Annotated in this window: 15 protein-coding genes; 12 read left to right on the top strand and 3 right to left on the bottom strand. The window is 74.0% G+C overall.

Annotation, left to right across the window (positions count from 1 at the left end; translation table 11 throughout):
• Positions 1 to 31 precede the first annotated feature (31 nt).
• From ABT160_RS34530 to ABT160_RS34490, 9 genes are all read left to right on the top strand, one after another.
• The gene (locus ABT160_RS34530; protein ID WP_351651914.1) at positions 32 to 706 is read left to right on the top strand and encodes a response regulator; all 675 of its coding nucleotides are present in this window, start codon (positions 32 to 34) and stop codon (positions 704 to 706) included.
• Positions 707 to 818: 112 nt separating this feature from the next.
• On the top strand, positions 819 to 3662 hold the full coding sequence (locus tag ABT160_RS34525; protein ID WP_351651913.1) for a DNA translocase FtsK: 2844 nt from the start codon (positions 819 to 821) through the stop codon (positions 3660 to 3662).
• 205 nt (positions 3663 to 3867) lie between these two features.
• A complete protein-coding gene (locus ABT160_RS34520) occupies positions 3868 to 4677 on the top strand; it encodes a RodZ domain-containing protein (protein ID WP_351651912.1) in 810 nt (269 codons plus the stop codon).
• A 127-nt stretch (positions 4678 to 4804) separates the two neighbouring features.
• Positions 4805 to 6283 carry a 30S ribosomal protein S12 methylthiotransferase RimO gene (rimO, locus tag ABT160_RS34515; protein ID WP_351651911.1) on the top strand — a complete coding sequence of 493 codons (1479 nt, stop codon included), beginning with the start codon at positions 4805 to 4807 and terminating at the stop codon, positions 6281 to 6283.
• Positions 6280 to 7290 carry a CDP-diacylglycerol--glycerol-3-phosphate 3-phosphatidyltransferase gene (gene pgsA, locus ABT160_RS34510; protein WP_351651910.1) on the top strand — a complete coding sequence of 337 codons (1011 nt, stop codon included), beginning with the start codon at positions 6280 to 6282 and terminating at the stop codon, positions 7288 to 7290. The genes rimO and pgsA overlap by 4 nt, the downstream gene beginning before the upstream one ends.
• Positions 7287 to 7886: a CinA family protein gene (locus ABT160_RS34505; protein WP_351651909.1), complete on the top strand. Its 600-nt coding sequence runs from the start codon at positions 7287 to 7289 to the stop codon at positions 7884 to 7886. The genes pgsA and ABT160_RS34505 overlap by 4 nt, the downstream gene beginning before the upstream one ends.
• Before the next feature lie 109 nt (positions 7887 to 7995).
• The gene (locus ABT160_RS34500; protein WP_351651908.1) at positions 7996 to 8388 is read left to right on the top strand and encodes a helix-turn-helix domain-containing protein; all 393 of its coding nucleotides are present in this window, start codon (positions 7996 to 7998) and stop codon (positions 8386 to 8388) included.
• A 292-nt stretch (positions 8389 to 8680) separates the two neighbouring features.
• Positions 8681 to 9151, top strand: a complete 471-nt coding sequence (locus ABT160_RS34495) for a Dps family protein (protein ID WP_351651907.1) — start codon at positions 8681 to 8683, stop codon at positions 9149 to 9151.
• 426 nt (positions 9152 to 9577) lie between these two features.
• Positions 9578 to 9814: a hypothetical protein gene (locus ABT160_RS34490; protein ID WP_351651906.1), complete on the top strand. Its 237-nt coding sequence runs from the start codon at positions 9578 to 9580 to the stop codon at positions 9812 to 9814.
• Here the strand turns inward: ABT160_RS34490 and ABT160_RS34485 are convergent.
• From ABT160_RS34485 to ABT160_RS34475, 3 genes are all read right to left on the bottom strand, one after another.
• A complete protein-coding gene (locus ABT160_RS34485) occupies positions 9762 to 10538 on the bottom strand; it encodes an SDR family NAD(P)-dependent oxidoreductase (protein ID WP_351651905.1) in 777 nt (258 codons plus the stop codon). The two genes, ABT160_RS34490 and ABT160_RS34485, sit on opposite strands and share 53 nt — an antisense overlap.
• A 227-nt stretch (positions 10539 to 10765) precedes the next feature.
• Entirely contained in the window at positions 10766 to 11569 is an 804-nt protein-coding gene (locus tag ABT160_RS34480) for an Fpg/Nei family DNA glycosylase (protein WP_351651904.1), read from the bottom strand.
• A 170-nt stretch (positions 11570 to 11739) separates the two neighbouring features.
• Entirely contained in the window at positions 11740 to 16362 is a 4623-nt protein-coding gene (locus ABT160_RS34475) for an ATP-dependent helicase (protein ID WP_351651903.1), read from the bottom strand.
• A 90-nt stretch (positions 16363 to 16452) separates the two neighbouring features.
• Here ABT160_RS34475 and ABT160_RS34470 point away from each other — a divergent pair, with 90 nt between their 5' ends.
• The 3 genes from ABT160_RS34470 (at position 16453) to ABT160_RS34460 (ending at position 18550) form a co-directional block, all read left to right on the top strand.
• Complete coding sequence (locus tag ABT160_RS34470; protein ID WP_351651902.1) at positions 16453 to 17301, top strand: helix-turn-helix transcriptional regulator; 849 nt, start codon at positions 16453 to 16455, stop codon at positions 17299 to 17301.
• A 221-nt stretch (positions 17302 to 17522) separates the two neighbouring features.
• A complete protein-coding gene (locus ABT160_RS34465) occupies positions 17523 to 18248 on the top strand; it encodes an AzlC family ABC transporter permease (RefSeq protein WP_351651919.1) in 726 nt (241 codons plus the stop codon).
• Positions 18245 to 18550: an AzlD domain-containing protein gene (locus ABT160_RS34460; protein ID WP_351651901.1), complete on the top strand. Its 306-nt coding sequence runs from the start codon at positions 18245 to 18247 to the stop codon at positions 18548 to 18550. The genes ABT160_RS34465 and ABT160_RS34460 overlap by 4 nt, the downstream gene beginning before the upstream one ends.
• Positions 18551 to 18564 lie beyond the last annotated feature (14 nt).

Below are 18564 nucleotides of genomic sequence, written 5' to 3'. Positions count from 1 at the left end.
AGGCCCCGTGCCCGGGCGAGGAGGGCGGGCCATGGTGCAGAAGGCCAAGATCCTCCTGGTCGATGACCGGCCGGAGAATCTGCTGGCGCTGGAGGCGATCCTCTCCGCGCTCGATCAGACGCTGGTGCGGGCATCGTCAGGGGAGGAAGCGCTCAAGGCGCTGCTGACGGACGATTTCGCGGTCATTCTGCTGGACGTCCAGATGCCGGGAATGGACGGCTTCGAGACGGCGGCGCACATCAAGCGGCGCGAGCGGACGCGGGACATCCCGATCATCTTCCTCACGGCCATCAACCACGGCCCGCACCACACCTTCCGCGGTTACGCGGCGGGCGCGGTGGACTACATCTCCAAGCCGTTCGACCCGTGGGTGCTGCGCGCCAAGGTGTCGGTCTTCGTCGAGCTGTACATGAAGAACTGTCAGCTGCGCGAGCAGGCGGCCCTGCTGCGGCTCCAGCTGGAGGGCGGCCAGGGCGGCCCGGCCAAGGAGTCCGTCGGGCTGCTCGCCGAGCTGTCGGCGCGCCTGGCGGCGGTCGAGGAGCAGGCCGAGGCGCTGTCCAAGCAGCTGGACGACGAGTCGGCGGACGCGGCGGCCGTGGCCACCGCCGCCCACCTGGAGCGCAAGCTCACCGGGCTGCGGCGGGCGCTGGACGCCCTGGAGCCCGGGACCGGCGGCGGCCCGGCGGCGGTGCCGTCCCAGGGCTGACCGTTCGTCACACTGATCCGTCGTCAGTTTCCGGCCGCCGCAAGGGCGACACGAACGGGTGAAGCCCCGGGCAGGCGTGTCCACCGGCGTGCACACCGGTAACCTCACCATCATGGCCTCACGTACGTCCGGCAAGGGTTCCCAGGGCACGGCGGGCACTGCGAAGCCGCGCGCCGGCCGTACGACGGGCGCGGCGAAGAAAGCGGCACCCGGCAAGCCCCCCGCCAAGAAGACAGCCGCGAAGAAGGCGCCCGCCAAGAAGGCGGCCGCCCCCCGCAGGGCACCCGCGAAGAAGGCGCCGCCGCGGCCCGCACCGTCCCCCACCGGGGGCGTCTACCGGCTCGCCCGCGGTGCCTGGCTCGGTGCCGCGCACGGCGTCGGCGCGATGTTCCGCGGGATAGGGCGTGGCGCCAAGGGGCTGGACCCCGCGCACCGCAAGGACGGCCTCGCCCTGCTGCTGCTCGGCCTGGCGCTGATCGTCGCGGCCGGTACCTGGTCCAACCTGCGCGGCCCGGTCGGCGACCTGGTCGAGATGCTCGTCACCGGTGCCTTCGGGCGCCTGGACCTGCTCGTGCCGATACTGCTGGGCGCCATCGCGATCCGGCTGATCCTCTATCCGGAGAAGCCCGAGGCGAACGGGCGGATCGTCATCGGCCTGTCCGCGCTCGTCGTGGGCGTGCTCGGCCAGGTCCACATCGCCTGCGGCTCTCCCGGCCGCGGCGACGGCACCGCCGCCATGCAGGACGCGGGCGGCCTGATCGGCTGGGCCGCGTCCAAGCCGCTGGTCTTCATGATGGGCGAGGTCCTCGCCGTACCGCTGCTCGTGCTGCTGACCGTCTTCGGCCTGCTCGTGGTGACGGCCACCCCGGTCAACGCCATCCCGCAGCGGCTGCGGCTGCTCGGCGCGAAGCTCGGCATCGTCGAGCTCGACCCCGAGGAGTACGAGGAACCGCAGGCGGCGCAGGCGTACGAGGACGACTGGCGCGAGGAGCAGCGGCCCGCGCCGCGGCCCCGCCGCCGGGGCCCGGCCTCCGGCGGTCCCGCCGAGCCCTACGACCACGACCAGGCCGAGGAGGAGGCGCTCGGCCGCCGCCGGCCGCGCCGTGCCGCGGTGCGGCCGGACTTCGACCGGCCGATGGACGCCGTGGACGTGGCCGCCGCCGCGGCCGCCGCGCTGGACGGCGCCGTGCTCAACGGCATGCCGCCCTCGCCGGTCGTCGCCGACCTCACCCGCGACGTCACCGCCGACCGCGAGCGGGCCAGGGCCATGGCCGCCGAGGCCGCGGCGGCGAAGCAGGACCAGGACGAGGAGCGGGAGGCGCCCGAGGAGGGCGGGGCCGCCGCGCCCGTACCCCCGTCGCGGGCGGCGGACCGGCCGCCGGCCGGGGTGCGGGACCTGACCAAGAGCGCGGTGCCCGACCTGACCAAGTCCGCGCCCGAGGGCGGCGAGGGTCTTCCGGCGCGCGCCGAGCAGCTGCAGCTGTCCGGCGACATCACCTACGCGCTGCCCTCGCTGGACCTGCTGGAGCGGGGCGGCCCGGGCAAGACCCGCAGCGCCGCCAACGACGCGGTCGTGGACTCCCTCAACAACGTCTTCGGCGAGTTCAAGGTCGACGCGGCCGTCACCGGCTTCACCCGCGGCCCGACGGTCACCCGCTACGAGGTCGAGCTGGGCCCGGCGGTGAAGGTCGAGAAGATCACCGCGCTGACCAAGAACATCGCGTACGCCGTGGCCTCGCCCGACGTGCGGATCATCTCGCCGATCCCGGGGAAGTCGGCCGTCGGCATCGAGATCCCGAACTCCGACCGCGAGATGGTCAACCTCGGAGACGTGCTGCGCCTCGCCGAGGACGACGACCCGATGATGGTCGCCTTCGGCAAGGACGTCGAGGGCGGGTACGTGATGCACAGCCTGGCGAAGATGCCGCACATGCTGGTCGCGGGCGCCACCGGCTCCGGCAAGTCGTCCTGCATCAACTGCCTGATCACCTCGGTGATGGTGCGGGCCACCCCGGAGGACGTCCGGATGGTCCTGGTCGACCCCAAGCGGGTGGAGCTCACCGCCTACGAGGGCATCCCGCACCTGATCACGCCGATCATCACCAACCCCAAGCGGGCCGCCGAGGCACTGCAGTGGGTCGTGCGCGAGATGGACCTGCGCTACGACGACCTGGCCGCCTTCGGCTACCGCCACATCGACGACTTCAACAAGGCGATCCGCGAGGGCAAGGTCAAGCTGCCCGAGGGCAGCGAGCGCGACCTGCAGCCCTACCCGTACCTCCTGGTCATCGTCGACGAGCTGGCCGACCTGATGATGGTCGCGCCGCGCGACGTCGAGGACGCGATCGTCCGCATCACCCAGTTGGCCCGCGCCGCCGGCATCCACCTGGTGCTCGCCACCCAGCGGCCCTCGGTCGACGTCGTCACCGGCCTGATCAAGGCGAACGTGCCGTCCCGGCTCGCCTTCGCCACCTCCTCGCTCGCCGACAGCCGGGTCATCCTGGACCAGCCCGGCGCCGAGAAGCTCATCGGAAAGGGTGACGGACTGTTCCTCCCGATGGGTGCGAACAAGCCCACCCGCATGCAGGGCGCCTTCGTCACCGAGGAGGAGGTCGCGGCCGTCGTCCAGCACTGCAAGGACCAGATGGCCCCGGTCTTCCGCGAGGACGTCACCGTCGGCACCAAGCAGAAGAAGGAGATCGACGAGGACATCGGCGACGACCTGGACCTGCTGTGCCAGGCGGCCGAGCTGGTCGTCTCCACCCAGTTCGGCTCCACGTCGATGCTCCAGCGCAAGCTGCGCGTCGGGTTCGCCAAGGCGGGGCGCCTGATGGACCTGATGGAGTCGCGCAACATCGTCGGCCCGAGCGAGGGCTCCAAGGCGCGCGACGTGCTCGTGAAGCCCGACGAACTGGATGGAGTGCTCGCCATCATCCGGGGGGAGGCTCACTCGTAAGGGGTCCTCGGACAACCGTTTCCCCGGGCCGTGCGTCAAGTTGGAGGGAGGGAGAGCGAGATGCGTCGCTCCCGCCTTGATCCACTCAGACGCCCTCCGGCCATTCCGATGGCGTACAAACAGCATCCGCCCGGTTGCCCCACCCTTTCGTACCACCCATAGACTGAGCATCCAGCAGGTGGCTACACGCTCGAAAGGCGCCCCCGTGTCCATCGGCAACTCCCCCGAAGACGACCGGCCTTCGATCGGTCGAGCCCTCCAGCAGGCACGCATCGCCGCGGGCCTGACCGTGGACGAGGTCAGCACCTCCACCCGCGTGCGCATCCCGATCGTGCACGCGATCGAGCAGGACGACTTCTCCCGCTGCGGCGGGGACGTCTACGCCCGGGGCCACATCCGCACGCTCGCGCGTGCCGTCGGCCTCGACCCCGCCCCGCTGGTCAGCCAGTACGACGGGGAGCACGGCGGACGTCCCTCACCCACTCCCGCCGCGCCGCTCTTCGAGGCGGAACGCATCCGCCCCGAGCCCCGGCGCCCCAACTGGACCGCCGCCATGGTCGCGGCCATCGTCGCCGTCATCGGCTTCGTCGGCTTCACCGTCTTCAGCGGCAACGACAGCGGCGACCAGGCCAAGGGCCACGTCGCCGAGGGCCCCGCCCCCGAGCAGAAGCCCACGCCGAAGGCGACCCCGTCCAAGGCCGCCCCCAAGCCCAAGCCGCTGCCCTCGGACAGCGCCATCGCGGCCGTCCCCAAGGACAAGGTGACGGTGCGCATGACCGCCGTCTCCGACAAGAGCTGGATCTCCGCCAAGTCGCACAACGGCAAGCTGCTCTTCGACGGGCTGCTCCTCAAGGGCGAGTCCAAGACCTTCCAGGACGACGAGCGCCTCGACCTGATCCTCGGCAACGCCGGGGCGACCGAGCTGTTCGTCAACGGCAAGAAGGTCTCCGACGAATTCGAGGACGGCCAGGTCGAGCGCCTCAGCTACACCCAGGGCGACCCCGAGGTCGGCTGAGCCACCGGCGTCCCACCGCTCCCGGGCGGGCGGGGCGCCGCGGCACGAAGGCGGTACGGCAGGCGGGTGAACGCCCGATCAACCCTCGGGGCGGGGGTGCGGGCCGGAACGAAGTAGTCTTGAGTCCATGCCCGAACGCCGTACCGTCGCCCTTGTCACTCTTGGCTGCGCCCGTAACGAGGTGGACTCGGAGGAGCTCGCAGGCCGCTTGGCAGCGGACGGCTGGGAGCTCGTCGAGGACGCCGCGGACGCGGACGTCGCAGTCGTCAACACCTGTGGATTCGTCGAGGCCGCCAAGAAGGACTCCGTCGACGCCCTCCTCGAAGCCAACGACCTGAAGGACCACGGCCGCACCCAGGCCGTCGTCGCCGTCGGCTGCATGGCCGAGCGGTACGGCAAGGAGCTGGCCGACGCCCTGCCCGAGGCCGACGGCGTGCTCGGCTTCGACGACTACACCGACATCTCCAGCCGGCTCCAGACCATCCTCAACGGCGGCAGCGTCGAGGCGCACGCCCCCCGCGACCGCCGCGCCCTGCTGCCGCTCTCCCCGGTCGAGCGCCAGGACGCCGCCTCCGCCGTGGCCCTGCCCGGCCACGCCCAGGCCGTCGAGAGCGCCCCCGAGGACCTGCCCGAGGGCCTGGCGCCCGCCTCAGGCCCGCGCGCCCCGCTCCGCCGCCGCCTGGACACCAGTCCCGTCGCCTCCGTGAAGCTGGCCTCCGGCTGCGACCGGCGCTGCTCCTTCTGCGCCATCCCCTCCTTCCGCGGCTCCTTCGTCTCGCGCCGCCCCAGCGACGTGCTCGGCGAGACCCGCTGGCTGGCCGAGCAGGGCGTCAAGGAGGTCATGCTCGTCTCCGAGAACAACACCTCGTACGGCAAGGACCTCGGCGACATCCGCCTGCTGGAGACCCTGCTGCCCGAGCTCGCGGCGGTCGACGGGATCGAGCGGGTGCGCGTCAGCTACCTGCAGCCCGCCGAGATGCGGCCCGGCCTGATCGACGTCCTGACCTCGACCGAGAAGGTCGCGCCCTACTTCGACCTCTCCTTCCAGCACAGCGCGCCCGGCGTGCTGCGCTCGATGCGGCGCTTCGGTGACACCGAGCGCTTCCTGGAGCTGCTGGACACCATCCGTTCCAAGGCCCCCACGGCCGGCGTCCGGTCCAACTTCATCGTCGGCTTCCCCGGTGAGTCGGAGGCGGACTTCGCCGAACTCGAGCGCTTCCTGACGCACGCGCGCCTGGATGCCATCGGCGTCTTCGGGTACTCCGACGAGGACGGCACGGAAGCGGCGACGTACGAGGGCAAGCTCGACCAGGAGACCGTCGACCAGCGCCTGGCGCACCTGTCCCGGCTCGCCGAGGAGCTGACCGCCCAGCGCGCCGAGGAGCGCCTGGGCGAGACGCTGCACGTCCTGGTGGAGTCCGTGGACGACGAGGACGGCGCGGTGGGCCGCGCGGCCCACCAGGCGCCGGAGACGGACGGCCAGGTGGTCTTCACCGCACGCGAGGGCCTGGTGCCCGGTCGTATGGTCATGGCCAAGGTGGTCGGCACGGAAGGCGTCGACCTGGTGGCGGAGTGTCTCGACGACCCTGAGGAGGCGGCCAGATGACCGGAGTCCCGGCATCCGCGGCGGGCGGTACCGGAAGGCCGGCGCCCGGCGGAAAGCTGGGCGCTGCGGCCGTCAACCAGGCCAGCCTCTGGAACATCGCCAACATCCTCACGATGATCCGGCTCGTGCTCGTGCCGGGCTTCGTGCTGCTGCTCCTCCAGGACGGCGGCTACGACCCGGCCTGGCGCGCCTGGGCGTGGGCGGCCTTCGCGGTCGCCATGATCACGGACGTCTTCGACGGGCACCTGGCCCGGACGTACAACCTGGTCACGGACTTCGGGAAGATCGCCGACCCGATCGCCGACAAGGCGATCATGGCGGCCGGGCTGATCTGCCTGTCCTGGCTCGGCGACCTGCCCTGGTGGGTCACGGGCGTGATCCTCTTCCGCGAGCTGGGCATCACCCTGATGCGCTTCTGGGTGATCCGGCACGGGGTGATCCCGGCCAGCCGCGGCGGCAAGCTCAAGACACTGGCCCAGGGCACGGCGGTGGGGATGTACGTCCTCGCGCTGACCGGGCCGCTGGCCACGCTGCGGTGGTGGGTGATGGCCCTCGCCGTGGTCCTCACCGTGGTGACCGGGCTGGACTACGTGCGCGAGGCCGTGGTGCTGCGACGGCGCGGGCTCGCGGCGGAGAAGGCGGCGCTGCTCGCCGTGGCCGGTGAGGTCGCGGGCGGTGCCGGTGCGGCCGGCGGTGTCGGGTCCGGCGGCGCGACGGAGGTCGTGGTTCCGGTGGCCGGCGGCGTGGAGGCCGCGGTTCCCGTGGCCGAGGTGGCGGAGCCCGTGGTTCCGGCCCCCGGTGCCCTGGAGGCTGCCGCTTCGGCCGAGTCTCCCGTGAGCGCGACTGGTGGGACGCTCGAGCCCGGTGCGGCCCCGGTGGGCGGTACCGCTGGTGCCCCGGTGGCCGGAGGGGCTCCCTCCGTCGCGGACGGGCCCGCCGCGGAGGACGCCGGTGCCGACTCCGCGACCGGTTCGGCGACCGGCTCCGCCTCCGGTTCGACGCGATGAACCCCGCCGCCCGGGTGCTCTCGGTGCTCGCGGAGCGTGGTCAGACGCTCTCGGTCGCGGAGTCCCTCACGGGCGGTCTGGTGGCCGCGGAGCTCACCTCGGTGCCGGGGGCCTCCCGCGTCTTCCGGGGGAGCGTCACGGCGTACGCGACGCCCCTGAAGGCGGAACTGCTCGACGTCGACGCCACCCTCCTGGCGGAGCGCGGCGCGGTCGATCCCGAGGTCGCGCTGCAGATGGCACGGGGTGTGCGGGACCGGCTCGGGGCCGACTGGGGCATCGCCACCACGGGGGTGGCCGGCCCCGACCCGCAGGACGGGCAGCCCGTCGGGACGGTGTACGTGGCCGTCGCGGGACCCGCCGGAAGCGGCGCCGGCACGGGGAAATCCGGGAAAGTCGTCTCCCTGCGGTTGAACGGCGCCCGGGCGGAAATTCGTACAGAGAGTGTACGGAGCGTGCTGGACCTGCTCGCCGAGACGCTCTCCGGAACCCCGGGGGCGGACCCGGCCGAGGCCTCCGTCCGGCCTGCTCGGAGCCCTGCGGAGGAACGCCCGGCGAATGCGCGGGCACAGGATACGGAACAGAACGGGGGGAATTGATGTTTGCAGCCCTGAGTGAACACGACATCGCTCCCCGCACGGCCGCGGCGCGAGGCGGTACGGTGGGGCGTGAAGGATGCGGCTACGCGGTCCGAGGAGGGAGCCACCGATGATTCTGCTCCGTCGCCTGCTGGGTGACGTGCTGCGTCGGCAGCGCCAGCGCCAGGGCCGTACTCTGCGCGAAGTCTCCTCGTCCGCCCGAGTATCGCTCGGCTATCTCTCCGAGGTGGAGCGGGGGCAAAAGGAGGCTTCCTCCGAGCTGCTCTCCGCGATCTGCGACGCGCTTGACGTACGGATGTCCGAGCTCATGCGTGAAGTGAGCGACGAGCTGTCGCTGGCCGAGCTGGCCGAGTCGGCAGCGGCCAGCGAGCCGGTGCCTGCGCCAGTACGCCCGATGCTCAATTCCATCTCCGTGACGTCGGTCTCCGGTGTGACCGGTGTGCCGACCGAACGGGTGACGATCAAGGCGCCCGCGGAGGCGGTGGACGTCGTCGCCGCGTGAGGCGGATGACGCGGTCGGCCGCCGGGTGATCGTCCGGTGATTTTTTCGGGGTGAAGCCCCGGTGTGGTGCCCCTGTGGGGCCCGTGCCGGGGCTTCGTCGCGTGTGGGGTGGGTGATTTGTATGTGGCTGGGGATGGCTGGGATGACTGGGGACAGCTGGGTGGTTCTGGGTGATTCTGAGTACTTCATGAGGGGTTGGGTCCGGTAACCCTTTTATGTGGCGTATGTCATGGTGGAGGCGGAGGGGATCCGGGGTAGGCGGGGGAGTGAAGCACTGTGAATGGAGGACTGGATGTCTGTCGTGAAGAGCCCCCTGTCCGATGCCGACATGAAGACCGTCGGTGAGGCCCTGCAGGGCGCGCTCGTCGACCTCGTGGACCTGTCGCTGGTGGCCAAGCAGGTGCACTGGAACGTCGTCGGTCCGCGCTTCCGGTCCGTCCACCTCCAGCTCGACGAGGTCGTCGACACGGCCCGTCTGCACTCCGACACCGTGGCCGAGCGCGCCTCGGCCATCGGCGTCTCGCCCGACGGCCGTGCGTCGACCGTCGCGTCCGGGAGCGCCGTGGGCGTGGTGCCGGACGGCTGGATCAAGGACGTGGACGCGGTACGGATCCTGGTGGACGCCCTCGGCGCGGTCGTCTCGCGCATGCGTGAGCGGATCGAGGCGACCGGGGACGCGGACCCGATCAGCCAGGACATCCTGATCGGCCTGACGGGCGACCTGGAGAAGCACGCGTGGATGTTCCAGGCGGAGACGGCTTGAGGTCCTGAGGCCTGGGGCTTGAGTCTGGGGCCTTGAGGTCCTGGGGTCCGGGGCTTGAGGTCCGGGGCTTGAGGTTTTCTGGGTCCTGGAGTGGGCTGAGGTCCCAGGAGGTCCCAGGAGTGGCCTCTGGAGGCCGTGTGAAGGGTTTGCGGGCGGGGTGCCCGGGGTTTTTCCCCGGGCACCCCGCTTTCGCTCGTCCAGGGGGTGCGGGGGCTCCTGCCCGGGGGTCCGTGCGGGTCGGGGAGCCCGTGGGGTCCGGGTGGGTGGCGAGCCGGGTGCGGGGGCCGGGTCGCGCTGGGGTGCGGGGTGCGCGGGGGCGGGGGAGACTGACGGCGCGGCGGGGATGCGGCGCGCGCCGGGTTTGCTTCCGGTGCGCCCTCCCGCCGGGTGATCGGCCCGGTCTAGCGTCGACCGGAGGAGGCGGCCATGGTACGGCGATGGGGCCCGTGGCCCGCGCTGGCGCTCACCGTGCTCGCGCTGGTGCTCGGTGGGCTGTGGTGGTGGGCCGTGTTGCGCCTCGCCCTGGTGCCGGAGCGGGCCGGGGTCGTCGAGGGCGCGGTGGCGGCCGGCGGATGGGGGCTGAGCCTGCTGCCGGTGCACGCGGTGGCGTTCACCAAGGCATCGCGACGCCGCCGTTCGGGCGGAGGATCTGACCGGTCGTGAAGGCCGAGGCGTCCGAGAGCAGGTGCAGGACCGCGTGCGCGATGTCATCGGGCTCGCCGACGCGCCCCAGCGGGGAGAGGCGCACCATCATGGCCTCCACCCGGTCCTGCTGCGCCGACTCGTGGCGCGCGGTCATCGGGGTGCGGATCCAGCCCGGGGCGACCGCGTTGACGCGGATGCCGTGCCGCCCGACCTCGGTGGCCAGGGTCTTGGTGAGCTGGACGACCGCCGCCTTGGCGACGCTGTAGCAGAGCAGGCCCGCCTGGGCGGAGTCCATGGCCCCGGACGCCATGGTGACGAGCGATCCCCGGGTGCCCGACTCGATCATGGAGCGGGCGGCGGCCTGGCAGGCGTACAGGACGCCCTTGAAGTTCACGTCCAGGATCCGGTCGAGGTCCTCGTCGGCGGTCTCCAGGACGCTGCTGGTGTGCATGATCCCGGCGATCGCGGCCATGGCGTGCAGCGGGCCGGTGGCCGACGTGGCCGCGTCCACGGCCGCCGTCACGGCGGCCCGGTCGGAGACGTCGAGCGGGTGGGTGTGGGCCGTGGCCCCGCTGTCGGCGATCAGCCGCCGGGTCTCGTCCAGGCCCTTCTCGTCGCGGTCCGCGCAGTGCACGACCGCGCCCGCCTCGGCGAGCAGCAGGGCGCTGGAGCGGCCTATGCCGCTCGCGGCGCCGGTGACGAACGCGGTGCGGCCGGTGAGGTCGTACGCCTTGATGGGCATGCCGGGACGGTACGACCGGATCTGACGGGGCGTCAACTGTGTGGGGCGGGGCGGTTGGTGGGGGTGCTTGGGGTTTGGGTTGGCGTACGTGGGTGGGGGCTCGGGGTCGTTGGGCGGTGTACGTGGGTGGGGGCTCGGGGTTGTTGGGTGGCGTACGGGGGTGGGGTGGACGTGTCCGGGGTGCCGGCGGGCGTACGGGGGTTACGGGGGCGGGTGCCCCGTGGCGTTTACGGTGTCGGGCCCTTCTGGCAGCCCGGGCACCAGTACGTGACGCGGTCCCGGTCGCCCTCGGGGGCCGTCCTGCGCACCGCCGTGCCACACCGCAGACAGGGGCGGCCCTCGCGTCCGTACACGTGCAGGCGCAGGCCCGGGCCGCGGCCCGTGGTGGTCGTGCGCCGGTCGGGACGGTCCTTGTTCGCCTCCAGCAGGCGGTGCGCGGTGGCGACCAGGCGGGCCGGGACGCCGGACGGCAGGTCGCCGAACGGCAGCCAGGGGCTCGTACCCGCCAGGAAGCACAGTTCGGCCTTGTACACGTTGCCGATGCCGGCCAGGTTGCGCTGGTCCAGGAGCGCCTCGCCGAGCGGGCGCGCGGGCTCGGCCGAGAGGCGGCGCACGGCCTCCTCCGGGTCCCAGTCCGGGCCGAGCAGATCGGGGCCGAGGTGGCCGACGACGGAGGGTTCGTCGGCGGTGCGGATGAGTTCGAGGACGGGGAGCCGGTAGCCGACGGCGCTCCACTCGTCCGTGGCCAGCACCGCGCGGATCTGGTGTGGGGGGCCGCCGCTCCACCGCCGGCCCGGCGCGAACACCCGCCAGGCGCCCTCCATGCGCAGGTGCGAGTGGAGGGTGAGGCCGCCCTCGAAGCGGGTCAGCAGGTGCTTGCCGCGAGGGGTGACGTCCAGGACCGTGCTGCCGGTGAGGTCGGCGGTGGCGAAGCGGGGGACGCGCAGGTCGAAGGTGGTGAGCGGGCGGTCCGTGGCCAGGGCCGCGTGGAGGCGACGGGCGGCTTGCCAGACGGTGTCTCCTTCGGGCATGGGTCCATGATGCCTCCGGGAGGCGCCCTTGGGGCCGGTGGCGGGGTGGGTGCCGTGTCCGTGTGTGTCCTGGGTGCCCTGGGCGCTGTGGCTCGGGTGGGTGCCGTGTCCGTGTGTCCTGGGCGCTGTGGCTCGGGAGGGTGGGCGCCGCGGTCCGCGGGAGGGGGTCCCTACGGGCGCAGGCGCAGCCCCCTCGGGGTGGCGTGGAAGCCCGCCGACTCCAGGGTGGGCGACAGGGGTGAGGTCAGCGACGCCGTACCGTTCAGCCGCTCCACCGTGACCGTGCCGAGGGCTCCCTCCTTCGCCGCGCCCGCCAGCGCCTCCACCGCCGCCCGCAGGGCCGGGGCGTCCGGCTCGGTCTGCCAGGACAGCAACGACTTGCCGCCCCGCTCCACGTACAGCGTCAGCTCGCCATCCACCAGGACCACCAGGGCGCCCGCCTTGCGGCCCGGCTTGTGCCCCGCGCCGGCCGGTGGTTCGGGCCAGGACAGCGCGGCACCGTAGGCGTTGGCCGGGTCGGCCGCCGCGAGGACCACCGCGAGCGGTGCGGCCGACCCGGCGTCGGCGCGCTCGCGCGCGGTGGCGGCCGCGCGGAGCCGGTCCACCGCGCCGTCCATCGCGAACTGCGCCGCCCCCAGGCCCTCCACCACGTAACCCCTGCGGGCCTGACCGCTGTCCTCGAAGGCGGACAGGACGCGGTACGTCGCCGAGAAGCCGCCCTCCACGCCCTCGGCCGCCACCGCGCCCCGGGTCACCACGCCGTGCCGGTCGAGCAGCGTGCGGGCCAGCGCGTGGGCGCGGTGCGTCGGGTCGGGCTCGGCGGCCGGGAGCAGGGACCAGCGGCCGCTGACGGTCGGCGGGCCGGAGCGGGAGGCCGGGCGGGCGGCGGCGCCCAGTGAGCCGTACCGCCCGCGCGGGACGGTGCGGCGGGCCCGGTGCGCGGTGGCTCCGGCGGTGCGGCCGGAGCCGAGGAGGGCGCGCAGGGGCGCCAGCGTGTCGTTGGTCAGCCGGCCCGACCAGGCCAGGTCCCAGAGGGCGTCGGCCAGTTGGGGATCGGTGGCGTCGGGGTGGGTGGTGGCGCGCACCTGGTCGGCGATCTGGCGGAAGAACAGCCCGTACCCGCCGGACAGCGCGGTGAGGACCGACTCGTGCAGCGCGGTGAGCTCCAGGGGGTGCGGCGGGGGCAGCAGCAGGGGCGCCGCGTCGGCCAGGTAGAGCGACACCCAGCCGTCCTTGCCGGGCAGCGAGCCCGCGCCGGCCCAGACGACCTCGCCCATGGTGGTCAGTTCGTCCAGGAGCGCGGGGGAGTAGTCCCTGACCCGGGACGGCAGGACCAGCTTCTCCAGGGCGGAGGCGGGCACCGGGGCGCCCTGCAACTGCTCGACCGCGCGCGCCAGTCCGTCGATGCCCCGCAGGCTGTTGCCGCCCAGGTGCTGCCACTGCGGCAGGAAGGTCGCCAGCGCCGCCGGGGGCACCGGCTCCAGCTCGTGGCGCAGGGCCGCGAGGGAGCGCCGGCGCAGCCGCCGCAGCACGGCCGCGTCGCACCACTCCTGGCCCACGCCGGAGGGGTGGAACTCGCCCTGGACGACCCGGCCCGCACCGGCCAGGCGCTGCAGCGCGCCGTCCGTGACGGCCGTGCCCAGGCCGAAGCGGGCCGCCGCGCGCGCGGACGTGAACGGCCCGTGCGTACGGGCGTAACGGGCGAGGAGATCGCCGAGCGGGTCCTTCACCGGCTCCGTGAACGCCTCGGGGACGCCCACCGGCAGCGCCGTGCCGAGCGCGTCGCGCAGGCGCCCCGCGTCCTCGATCGCCGCCCAGTGCTCGGCGCCCGCGACACGCACCCGGATGGCTCGGCGCGCGGCGGCCAGGTCCGCCGCCCAGCCCGGCTCGGCGCCCCGCTCGGCCAGTTCGGCGTCGGTCAGCGGGCCCAGCACCCGCAGCAGGTCGGCCACGCCCTCCGCGTCCTTGACGCGCCGGTCCTCGGCCAGCCACTGCAGCTCGCCCTCCAGCTCGGCCAGCACGTCCGCGTCGAGCAGTTCGCGCAGTTCGGCCTGGCCCAGCAACTCGGCCAGCAGGCGCGAGTCCAGGGACAGGGCGGCGGCGCGCCGCTCGGCGAGCGGCGAGTCGCCCTCGTACAGGAACTGCGCCACGTAACCGAACAGCAGCGAGCGGGCGAAGGGTGACGGCTCCGGGGTGGTCACCTCCACCAGCCGGACCCGGCGGGCCTCGATGTCGCCCATCAGCTCGGTCAGGCCCGGCACGTCGAAGACGTCCTGGAGGCACTCCCGCACGGCCTCCAGGACGATCGGGAAGGAGCCGAACTCGCTCGCCACCTGGAGCAGCTGGGCCGCGCGCTGGCGCTGCTGCCACAGCGGGGTGCGCTTGCCGGGGCTGCGCCGGGGCAGCAGCAACGCGCGCGCCGCGCACTCGCGGAAGCGGGAGGCGAACAGCGCCGAACCGCCCACCTGGTCGGTGACGATCTGGCCGACCTCGCCCTTGTCGAAGACGGCGTCGGCCGCGCCGACCGGCGCCTGCTCCCCGTCGAACTCCGCGCCCGGCGCGACCGGGTCCTGGTCCAGCAGGTCCAGGCCCATCAGATCGGCGTCGGGCAGCCGCAGCACGATGCCGTCGTCCGCGTGCATCACCTGCGCGTCCATGCCGTACCGCTCGGACAGCCGGGCGCCCAGCGCCAGCGCCCAGGGAGCGTGCACCTGTGCGCCGAACGGCGAGTGGATCACCACCCGCCAGTCGCCCAGCTCGTCGCGGAACCGCTCCACGAGGACCGTCCGGTCGTCCGGCACGTGCCCGCAGGCGCGGCGCTGCTCGTCCAGGTACCCCAGGACGTTGTCCGCGGCCCACGCGTCCAGCCCCGCCGCCAGCAGCCGCAGCCGGGCGTCCTGCGGGGACAGCGCGCCGACCTCCCGCAGGAACGCGCCCACCGCGCGGCCCAGTTCGAGCGGGCGGCCCAGCTGGTCGCCCTTCCAGAACGGCAGCCGGCCCGGCACCCCCGGCGCGGGCGAGACCAGCACGCGGTCGCGGGTGATGTCCTCGATCCGCCAGGAGCTGGTGCCCAGGGTGAACACGTCGCCCACCCGCGACTCGTACACCATCTCCTCGTCCAGCTCGCCGACCCGGCCGCCGCCCTTCTTGGGGTCGGCGCCCGCCAGGAACACCCCGAACAGGCCCCGGTCCGGGATCGTGCCGCCGGAGGTCACCGCGAGGCGCTGGGCCCCCGGCCGCCCGGTGACCGTGCCCGCCACCCGGTCCCACACCACGCGCGGGCGCAGCTCGGCGAAGGCGTCGGAGGGATAGCGCCCGGCCAGCATGTCGAGGACGGCCGTGAACGCGGAGTCCGGCAGCGAGGCGAAGGGCGCGGCGCGCCGGACCACCGCCAGCAGGTCGTCGGCCTGCCAGCTGTCCAGCGCCACCATCGCCACCAGCTGCTGGGCCAGCACGTCCAGCGGGTTGGCCGGGACGCGCAGCGACTCGATGGAGCCGGTCCGCATCCGCTCGGTGACCACGGCCGCCTGCACCAGGTCACCGCGGTACTTGGGGAAGACGACGCCCGTGGACACCGCGCCGACCTGGTGGCCCGCGCGCCCCACCCGCTGCAGGCCCGAGGCGACCGAGGGCGGCGACTCCACCTGCACCACCAGGTCGACCGCGCCCATGTCGATGCCCAGCTCCAGGCTGGAGGTGGCCACCACCGCGGGCAGCCGACCCGCCTTGAGGTCCTCCTCGACCTGGGCGCGCTGCTCCTTGGAGACCGAACCGTGGTGCGCGCGGGCGAGCAGCGGGGGCGCGCCCTGGGCGGCCCCGGACTGGGCCATGACCTCGGCGGGCGGCGCGCCCTCGGGCAGCGGCTCGCCCGTCGCGCGCTCGTAGGCGATCTCGTTGAGCCGGTTGCACAGGCGCTCGGCCAGGCGGCGGGAGTTGGCGAACACGATCGTCGAGCGGTGCGCCTGCACCAGGTCGGCGATCCGCTCCTCCACGTGCGGCCAGATCGAGGGCCGCTCCGCCTCGTCCGAGTCGCTCGCCGGGGAGCCGCCCAGCTCGCCCAGGTCCTCCACCGGTACGACCACCGACAGGTCGAACTCCTTGCCGGAGGGCGGCTGCACGATCTCCACCCGGCGCCGGGGCGAGAGGTAGCGCGCGACCTCGTCCACCGGCCGCACGGTCGCGGACAGGCCGATCCGGCGGGCGGGGCGCGGCAGCAGCTCGTCCAGGCGCTCCAGCGAGACGGCCAGGTGGGCGCCGCGCTTGGTGCCCGCCACCGCGTGCACCTCGTCCAGGATGACCGTCTCGACGCCCGCGAGCGCGTCGCGGGTGGCGGAGGTGAGCATCAGGAACAGCGACTCGGGGGTGGTGATCAGGATGTCCGGCGGCTTGGTGCCCAGGGCGCGCCGCTCGGCGGCCGGGGTGTCCCCGGAGCGGATCCCGACCCGCACGTCCGGCTCGGCCAGGCCCAGGCGCACCGACTCCTGGCGGATGCCGGTCAGCGGGCTGCGCAGATTGCGCTCGACGTCGACCGCGAGGGCCTTCAGGGGCGACACGTACAGCACCCGGCAGCGCTTCCTGGCCTCCGCGGGCGGCGGAGCCGAGGCCAGGTCGTCCAGCGCGGCCAGGAACGCGGCGAGGGTCTTGCCGGAGCCGGTGGGTGCCACGACCAGGACGTCCGAGCCCTCCTGGATGGCACGCCAGGCGCCCTCCTGGGCTGCGGTGGGCGCGCTGAACGCCCCCGTGAACCAGCCCCTGGTCGCGGGGGAGAAGGAGTCGAGCGCGGTCCTGGCCATGTGCTCCATCGTGCACCCCGCCACTGACAACGACCGTCCAGGAGCTGGACGCCCAGGTCAGGGGCGTGGCCGCGGGCGCAGAATGGGGCCATGGCAGCAGCGGCGGAGACGGACCGCGAGGGGGAGTGGGCCCGGCACTGGCAGTACCCCGGGGTGCCCGGCCTCGACCTGCTGCGCGCCCGGTACGTCAGCCACTCCTTCACCCGCCACGCCCACGAGGGCTTCGTGCTGGGCGCCGTGCGCTTCGGGATCGAGGACGTCGTCCTGCCGGAGGGCACCGTCCGGGCCCACCGCGGCACCGTCGTCATGATCAACCCGGAGGTGCCGCACTCCGCGCACGCCGGGGTGCCCGAGGGCTGGTCGTACGCCACGCTCTACCCGTCGCTCGGCCTGGTCTCCGCGATAGCGGCCGAGCACACCAGCCTGCGTGGCACGGTCTCCTTCGGCGAGACCATCGTCGAGGACGAGGAGACCGCCCGGCTGGTGCGCGCGGTGCACCGGGCGGCCGAGGAGGGCAACGCCTTGGCCGCCGACAGCCTGCTGCGCCTCGGGGTGGCCCGGCTCCTGGACCGGCACGGCCGGGCCCTGCCCGTGCGCCCGCCGGTCACCGCGGGCGCGCGCACCGCCGCCCGGGCGCGGGAGGTCCTGCTGGCGAGGATGCCCGACCCGCCGTCCCTGGAGGAGCTGGCCCGGGAGCTGGGCACCCGCCCCTTCTCGCTGCTGCGCGCCTTCAAGGCGGCGTACGGGATGCCGCCGCACACCTGGCTCACCAACGCGCGCGTGCGGGCGGCCCGGCGCCTGCTGGACGCGGGCACGGCGCCCGCGCGGGTGGCGGCCGAGGTCGGCTTCACCGACCAGCCGCACCTCAACCGGCACTTCGCCCGCATCGTCGGCGTCCCTCCGGGCGCCTACCAGCGCGAGCGCGCCGCGGGACGCTGAGAACGGCCGCGGACCGCCGCACGGCCGGACGCGGGAGCGCGTGACGGCGTGGGCGTGCGTGCAGGCGAGGCGCGCGGGCGCGTGGGTGGGCGCCGGCGGGACGGTGCGCGGGAGTGCAAGAACGTACAAGACCCGCCGTCGCCCGCGCCCGTACCGTCCACCGCGTGGCAGATACGACAGCACAGCGGGCCGCGGCCGCCGACGGCCCGGCACCGACAGAGATACCCGGGGCAGCCGGGACCCCAGGACCGTCCCCGGTGAAGTCCGACGGGGCGGTCGTCCGCGACGCGCTCGGCGTCGGCGTGGCCGTGGGACTCTCCGGCTTCGCCTTCGGCGTGACCTCGGCCGGGGCGGGACTGACCCTGCTCCAGAGCTGCGCCCTCAGCCTCCTGGTCTTCACCGGCGCCTCCCAGTTCGCGCTGGTCGGGGCGCTCGCGGCGGGCGGCAACCCGTTCACCGCGGCCGCGGGCGCGTTCTTCCTCGGCACCCGCAACGCCTTCTACGGCCTGCGCCTGTCCCAGCTCCTGGCCCTCCCGCGCGCGGTGCGCCCGCTCGCCGCGCACTGGGTCATCGACGAGACCACCGCCGTGGCCCTGGCCCAGCCGCACCGGCGCGGCGTACGGCTCGGCTTCACCGTCACCGGGCTCACCCTGTACGTCCTGTGGAACCTGACCACGCTCCTGGGGGCCCTGGGTGCCGAGGCGATCGGCGACACCGACGCCTGGGGCCTGGACGCGGCCGGGCCCGCGGTCTTCCTCGCCCTGCTCGCCCCCATGCTGCGCTCGGCGACCGAGCGGGCCGTCGCGGGCCTCGCCGTCGTCCTGGGCCTCGGGCTGCTGCCGGTGCTGCCCGCGGGCGTACCCGTCCTGGTCGCGGCCCTCGCCGCGCCCGCCGTGCTGTACGTGAGAGGGCGCCGCGCGGGCGCCCGTGAGGAGAGTGCCCGGTGAACGTCTGGATCGCGATCGCGCTGACGGCGGCCGGCTGCTACCTGGTCAAGCTCGTCGGGCTGCTCGTCCCCGCCGGAGCCCTGGAGCGCCCGCTGGTGCAGCGGCTCGCCGCCCTGCTGCCGGTGGCCCTGCTCGCGGCGCTCACCGCGCAGCAGACCTTCGCCTCGGGCGCCACCCTGGTCCTGGACGCGCGCGTGGCGGGCGTCGGCGCCGCCGCCGTGGCGCTGGTGCTGCGCGCCCCGTTCCTGGTCGTGGTCGCCGCCGCGGTGCTCGTGACGGCGGGGGTACGGGCCCTGGCGTGACGGCGCCGTCCGGG

The sequence above is a fragment of the Streptomyces sp. NPDC001941 genome, from assembly GCF_040296945.1.
Classification (GTDB): domain Bacteria; phylum Actinomycetota; class Actinomycetes; order Streptomycetales; family Streptomycetaceae; genus Streptomyces.
The sequence above is the reverse complement of the archived record's forward strand: the minus strand, read 5'-3'. Positions and strand labels throughout refer to the sequence as shown.

Excerpts from the sequence above, each read along its gene's own strand:
- ABT160_RS34495 (WP_351651907.1), top strand. The coding sequence starts at position 8,681 with ATGTCTGTCGTGAAGAGCCCCCTGTCCGATGCCGACATGAAGACCGTC.
- ABT160_RS34505 (WP_351651909.1), top strand. The coding sequence starts at position 7,287 with ATGAACCCCGCCGCCCGGGTGCTCTCGGTGCTCGCGGAGCGTGGTCAG.
- rimO (WP_351651911.1), top strand. The coding sequence starts at position 4,805 with ATGCCCGAACGCCGTACCGTCGCCCTTGTCACTCTTGGCTGCGCCCGT.
- ABT160_RS34470 (WP_351651902.1), top strand. The coding sequence starts at position 16,453 with ATGGCAGCAGCGGCGGAGACGGACCGCGAGGGGGAGTGGGCCCGGCAC.
- ABT160_RS34480 (WP_351651904.1), bottom strand. The coding sequence starts at position 11,569 with ATGCCCGAAGGAGACACCGTCTGGCAAGCCGCCCGTCGCCTCCACGCG.
- pgsA (WP_351651910.1), top strand. The coding sequence starts at position 6,280 with ATGACCGGAGTCCCGGCATCCGCGGCGGGCGGTACCGGAAGGCCGGCG.
- ABT160_RS34530 (WP_351651914.1), top strand. The coding sequence starts at position 32 with ATGGTGCAGAAGGCCAAGATCCTCCTGGTCGATGACCGGCCGGAGAAT.
- ABT160_RS34500 (WP_351651908.1), top strand. The coding sequence starts at position 7,996 with ATGATTCTGCTCCGTCGCCTGCTGGGTGACGTGCTGCGTCGGCAGCGC.
- ABT160_RS34490 (WP_351651906.1), top strand. The coding sequence starts at position 9,578 with ATGGTACGGCGATGGGGCCCGTGGCCCGCGCTGGCGCTCACCGTGCTC.
- ABT160_RS34475 (WP_351651903.1), bottom strand. The coding sequence starts at position 16,362 with ATGGCCAGGACCGCGCTCGACTCCTTCTCCCCCGCGACCAGGGGCTGG.
- ABT160_RS34485 (WP_351651905.1), bottom strand. The coding sequence starts at position 10,538 with ATGCCCATCAAGGCGTACGACCTCACCGGCCGCACCGCGTTCGTCACC.
- ABT160_RS34525 (WP_351651913.1), top strand. The coding sequence starts at position 819 with ATGGCCTCACGTACGTCCGGCAAGGGTTCCCAGGGCACGGCGGGCACT.